A 4,650-nucleotide genomic window follows, 5' to 3' on the forward strand; every position below is an offset into this window, starting at 1 on the left:
GGGCTGGTCTATCTCTCTGAGGACCGGAAAGGCTCCGGCGTGTTCCTCGATCTGCCGATCGCAGCGAACATCTCCGCGCTCGACCTCGGCCGGCTCACCGGGCCACTCGGCTTGCTCAATCGTAAGGCCGAGGATCGTCAGGCGAAGGAGTTGACCGGCAGGCTCGGCGTGCGCATGGCTGGCATTGAGGCCGCCGTCTCGACGCTGAGCGGCGGCAACCAGCAGAAGGTCGCCATCGCCAGGCAGCTGTCCGTCGATCCCAAGGTCATCATCATGGACGAGCCGACACGCGGCATCGATGTCGGCGCCAAGGTCGAGATCCACCGGCTGCTGCGCCAGCTGGCCGGCAGCGGTGTCGGCGTCATCGTCATCTCGTCGGAGCTGCCGGAGCTGATCGGTCTGTGCGACCGCGTTGTCGTGGTGCGCGAAGGCAGGATCGCCGGCGAACTCGCCGCCAGCGAGCTCGGCGAGGAAGCCATCATCATGCTCGCCTCGGGCGTTCAAGACAGTTCAAATCAAAGGCAGGCCCAGAATGTCGCCTAGGGAATCAGGAGAAGCGCTCGTGCACGCCGAGATCAAGGCCGCCGGGCGGCGCATCAATTTCGCTCAGCTCGCCTCGATGCGCGAGGCCGGGCTGATCGTCATCATCCTGGCGCTGTGCATCGCCATGAGCTTCGCCTCGCCGCACTTCCTGACATGGGGCAATTTCCGCGCCATGCTGATGAGCTTTTCCATCGAAGGCATCGTCGTCGTCGGAATGACGATCCTGCTCATCGTCGGCGGCATCGACCTTTCCGTCGGCTCGGTCGTGTGTTTCTCGATGGTGGTCTCGGGTGCGCTGTTCCTTGCCGGCCTCGATCCCTGGACGGCAAGCCTGATCGGCATCGGCGTCAGCGCGCTGATCGGCGCGGCGATGGGCTTCTTCGTGACCGTGATCGGCCTCAATCATTTCATCACGTCGCTGGCGGCCATGGTCATCGTGCGCGGCATGTGCCTGGTGGTCACCAAGGGCACGCCGCTGTCGCTGTTCACCCTGCCGCCGGCCTTCAAGGCCATAGGCCAGGGCAGTTTCAACAACATCCCCTATGTCATCCTGATCTTCATCGTCGTGGTGGCCATCTTCGACTTCCTGCTGCGTCGCGCCACGGCCTTCCGCAAGGTTTTCTACACCGGCTCCAACGAGAAGGCCGCGCAGTTCTCCGGCATCCGGACCAATCAGGTGAAGTTCTGGGTCACGGTGCTGTGCTCGACGCTGGCCGGACTGGCCGGTGTCATCTACATGGCGCGCTTCGGCGCGGCGACACCGACCTTCGGCGCCGGCATGGAACTCAACATCATCGCCGCGGCCGTCATCGGCGGCGCCTCGCTCAATGGTGGCTCGGGCACCATCTTCGGAGCGATCCTCGGCATGGCGTTGCTGTCGGTGGTGACGAGCTCGCTTATCCTGCTCGATGTCTCGGTCTATTGGCAGGACATGATCAAGGGATGCATCCTGCTCGCAGCCGTATCGATCGATCACTTCCTGCACCGCAAGAAGTCCTGAACTCTAAAGGCACCGCAGCAAGACCATGGCCCCTCCCAACACCCGCGACGACATCGCCGCTGTTCGTCAAATGCACCAGGCGCTTGTCCTGCATTACGTCGAAGGCAAGACCCAGGCCGAGATCGCCGGGGAACTCGGCATCTCGCACGCGACGGTCAACCGGCTGATCAAGCGCGGCCACCAGCTCGGCCTCGTCGAGATCAAGATCAAGTCGCCGATCGACCATCTGGTCGACCTGGAAGCACGGCTGGTTGCGCTGGGCGGCATCGAGCGGGCGATGGTGGTGCCGTCGGTCTCCGAGAATCCGCACACGGCCCTGCAGCGGGTCGGCGAGGCGGCGGCTGGGCTGCTGCTCGACACCATCAAGGACGGCGACACGATCTCGATCACCGGCGGCAAGGGCGTCAGCGCGCTGGTCGCCGGTCTCAAGCCGGGGCGCCGATACGACGTCGAGATCATTCCCGCAACCGGCCTGGTGCAGGGCAAGCACTACACCGACGTCAACCACGTCGCCTCGCTGATGGCCGACAAGCTCGGCGGCCGCGCCTACCAGATCCATGCGCCGCTGTTTGCCGACACCGCGCAGCAGCGCGAAATGCTGATGGGCATCAGCTCCGTCGCCGACGTGTTTCGCAAGGCGCGCGAGGCGGATGTCGCGGTGGTGGGTGTCGGCTCCATCCTGACCGACGATTCCAGCTACTACGACCTGCATCCGTCCTCGAATGCCGATCGCCAGGCGATCGAGAAGTCCGGGGCGACAGGCGAGCTGCTCGCTCATCTCATCGACCGCCAGGGCAAGCTTTGCAACTACTCGCTCAACCGTTCGCTGGTCTCGTTGACGCTTGACGAGTTCGCGACCATCCCGCGCTCGATCGGCATTGCAAGCGGCCCCAGCAAGGTCGCGCCGATCCTCGCCGCCCTGCGCGGCAACCATCTCGACACCATCGTCACGGACGAGGCCACGGGGCTCCAGATCCTCGAGCTGGCCGAACAGGAGGTAGCATGAATTCTCGACAGATCCAGCGGCAGATCGGCAAGTCCGGCATATCGGCGTCGGCCGTAGGCCTGGGCACCTGGGCGATTGGCGGGTGGATGTGGGGCGGCACCGACGAGAAGGAGTCGGTCAGGGCGATCGAAGCCTCGATCGATGCCGGCCTCAGCCTGATCGACACAGCGCCGGCCTACGGTCTTGGCCGCAGCGAGGCGATCGTGGGCACCGCCATCAAGGGCAAGCGCGACAAGGTGGTGATCGCGACCAAATGCGGGCTGAACTGGCATTCGGGCAAGGGCGGCCATTTCTTCGATCAGGACGGCAAGCCTGTGCATCGCTATCTCGGCGCCGACGGCATCGCCTATGAGATCGAGCAGAGCCTGCGCCGTCTGGGCACCGATCATATCGACCTCTACATCACCCATTGGCAGGACCCGACGACGCCGATCGCCGAGACGATGGCGGTATTGGAAAAGCTCAAGGCAGCCGGCAAGATCCGCGCCATTGGCGCCAGCAACATCAGCGCCGAGGATCTTGGCCAGTATATCGATGCCGGCCAGCTCGATGCGATCCAGGAGCGCTATTCGATGATCGACCGCGACATCGAGAGCAGCCTGCTGCCGATCACCCGCCGCCATGACATTGCCACCCTCAGCTACTCGTCGCTGGCGCTGGGGCTGCTTACCGGCACGGTCGACCCAGAGCGCACATTCGGCGGCGACGACCAGCGCAAGGACAACCCACGCTTTTCCACGGCCAACCGGCAGAAAGTCGCAAAGCTGAAAGAGGCAATCGCCCCGATCTCCGAGAGCCACCAGGCGTCGACGGCGCAGATCGTCATCGCCTGGACGCTCGCCCAGCCGGGCATCACCTTCGCCCTGTGCGGCGCGCGCAATCCCGAACAGGCGCTCGACAATGCACGGGCCGGCGAGATCACGCTTGCGGCAAGCGAGCTAGCGGCAATCGACGCCGCGGCAGCCGCGCATCTCACCGCGATGGATGCCTGAGCAAAAAGGCAACAGCCCCGATGAACCGTAGTCATACAATCGCTGGTCTGCGCGACCGGCCTGATATCGCCGTGCTCGTCATCGGTGGCGGCATCAACGGCATCAGCGTCTTTCGCGAACTGGCCCTGCAAGGCGTCGATGTCGTGCTGGCGGAAAAGGGCGACTATTGCAGCGGCGCCAGCGCCGCCCTGTCGCGCATGGTGCATGGCGGCCTGCGCTACCTCGAAAACGGCGAATTCAAACTGGTGCGCGAATCGCTGCTCGAACGCGACCGGCTGCTGAGGAATGCCCCGCACTATGTGGCTCCGCTGCCGACGACGGTGCCGATCTTCGACATTTTCTCCGGTCTCGCCAACGGTGCGGTGCGTTTCCTGGGGTTGACGCGGCGGCCGAGCCGGCGCGGGGCGCTGGTCATCAAGGCCGGGCTTGCCATGTATGACCTTTTCACCGCTGCACGGCGTTTGATGCCAACGCACCGGTTCAGGGGCCGCGCTGAAACCCTGAAGACATGGCCGGCGATCAACCCGGCGATCCGCAATTCGGCGACCTACTACGACGCCTGGGTGAGCCGGCCCGAGCGCCTCGGCCTGGAGATGCTGCTGGACGCCATGGCGAGCGCGACGAATGCCCGCGTCTTGAACTATGCGCAGGTGTCGTCGACAGGCGATGGCCTTGTCATCACCGACACGCTGACCGGCGAAGAGCTGCCGGTGCGGCCGCAACTGGTCATCAACGCCACCGGCGGCTGGATCGACCTGACCAACAAGGCCATCGGGGCAACGGCGCAGACGATGATGGGCGGTACCAAGGGCTCGCATCTGATCGTCGACAACGGCGAACTGTTCGACGCGCTCGGCGGCCATATGGTCTACTATGAGAACGAGGACGGGCGCATCTGCATCCTGTTTCCATATCTAGGCAAGGTGCTGATCGGCTCGACCGACATCCGGGTGGACGATCCGGACCAGGTCCGTTGCGAGGAGGACGAGCAGCGCTACATCTTGCAGTCGCTCGCTTTCGTCTTCCCCTCGATCAAGATCACGGAAAACCAGATCGTGTTCCGCTTCGCCGGCGTGCGCCCGTTGCCCGCCAGCGAGGACAGTTTTACC

General features: G+C 64.4%; 5 protein-coding genes. All 5 read left to right on the forward strand.

All coding sequences use genetic code 11. From position 1 onward, the window contains the following. A partial coding sequence (locus EN984_RS23330; RefSeq protein ID WP_164765596.1) for an ATP-binding cassette domain-containing protein occupies nucleotides 1–543 on the forward strand: 543 nt, incomplete at its 5' end. Nucleotides 544–619: 76 nt separating this feature from the next. After that, on the forward strand, nucleotides 620–1,543 hold the full coding sequence (locus EN984_RS23335) for an ABC transporter permease (RefSeq protein ID WP_236383556.1): 924 nt from the start codon (nucleotides 620–622) through the stop codon (nucleotides 1,541–1,543). A 25-nt stretch (nucleotides 1,544–1,568) separates the two neighbouring features. Beyond that, nucleotides 1,569–2,549 carry a sugar-binding transcriptional regulator gene (locus EN984_RS23340; protein ID WP_127271366.1) on the forward strand — a complete coding sequence of 327 codons (981 nt, stop codon included), beginning with the start codon at nucleotides 1,569–1,571 and terminating at the stop codon, nucleotides 2,547–2,549. Next, complete coding sequence (locus EN984_RS23345; RefSeq protein ID WP_127272426.1) at nucleotides 2,546–3,541, forward strand: aldo/keto reductase; 996 nt, start codon at nucleotides 2,546–2,548, stop codon at nucleotides 3,539–3,541. The genes EN984_RS23340 and EN984_RS23345 overlap by 4 nt, the downstream gene beginning before the upstream one ends. A 20-nt stretch (nucleotides 3,542–3,561) precedes the next feature. Then, on the forward strand, nucleotides 3,562–4,650 hold a 1,089-nt coding region (locus EN984_RS23350; protein WP_164765597.1), incomplete at its 3' end, for a glycerol-3-phosphate dehydrogenase/oxidase.

Source organism: Mesorhizobium sp. M7A.F.Ca.CA.004.12.1.1 (genome assembly GCF_003997835.1).
Taxonomy (GTDB): Bacteria; Pseudomonadota; Alphaproteobacteria; order Rhizobiales; family Rhizobiaceae; genus Mesorhizobium.

What these genes read in the sequence shown, in the direction of transcription:
- EN984_RS23335 (WP_236383556.1), top strand. Translation starts at nt 620, where the DNA reads ATGCGCGAGGCCGGGCTGATCGTCATCATCCTGGCGCTGTGCATCGCC.
- EN984_RS23340 (WP_127271366.1), top strand. Translation starts at nt 1,569, where the DNA reads ATGGCCCCTCCCAACACCCGCGACGACATCGCCGCTGTTCGTCAAATG.
- EN984_RS23345 (WP_127272426.1), top strand. Translation starts at nt 2,546, where the DNA reads ATGAATTCTCGACAGATCCAGCGGCAGATCGGCAAGTCCGGCATATCG.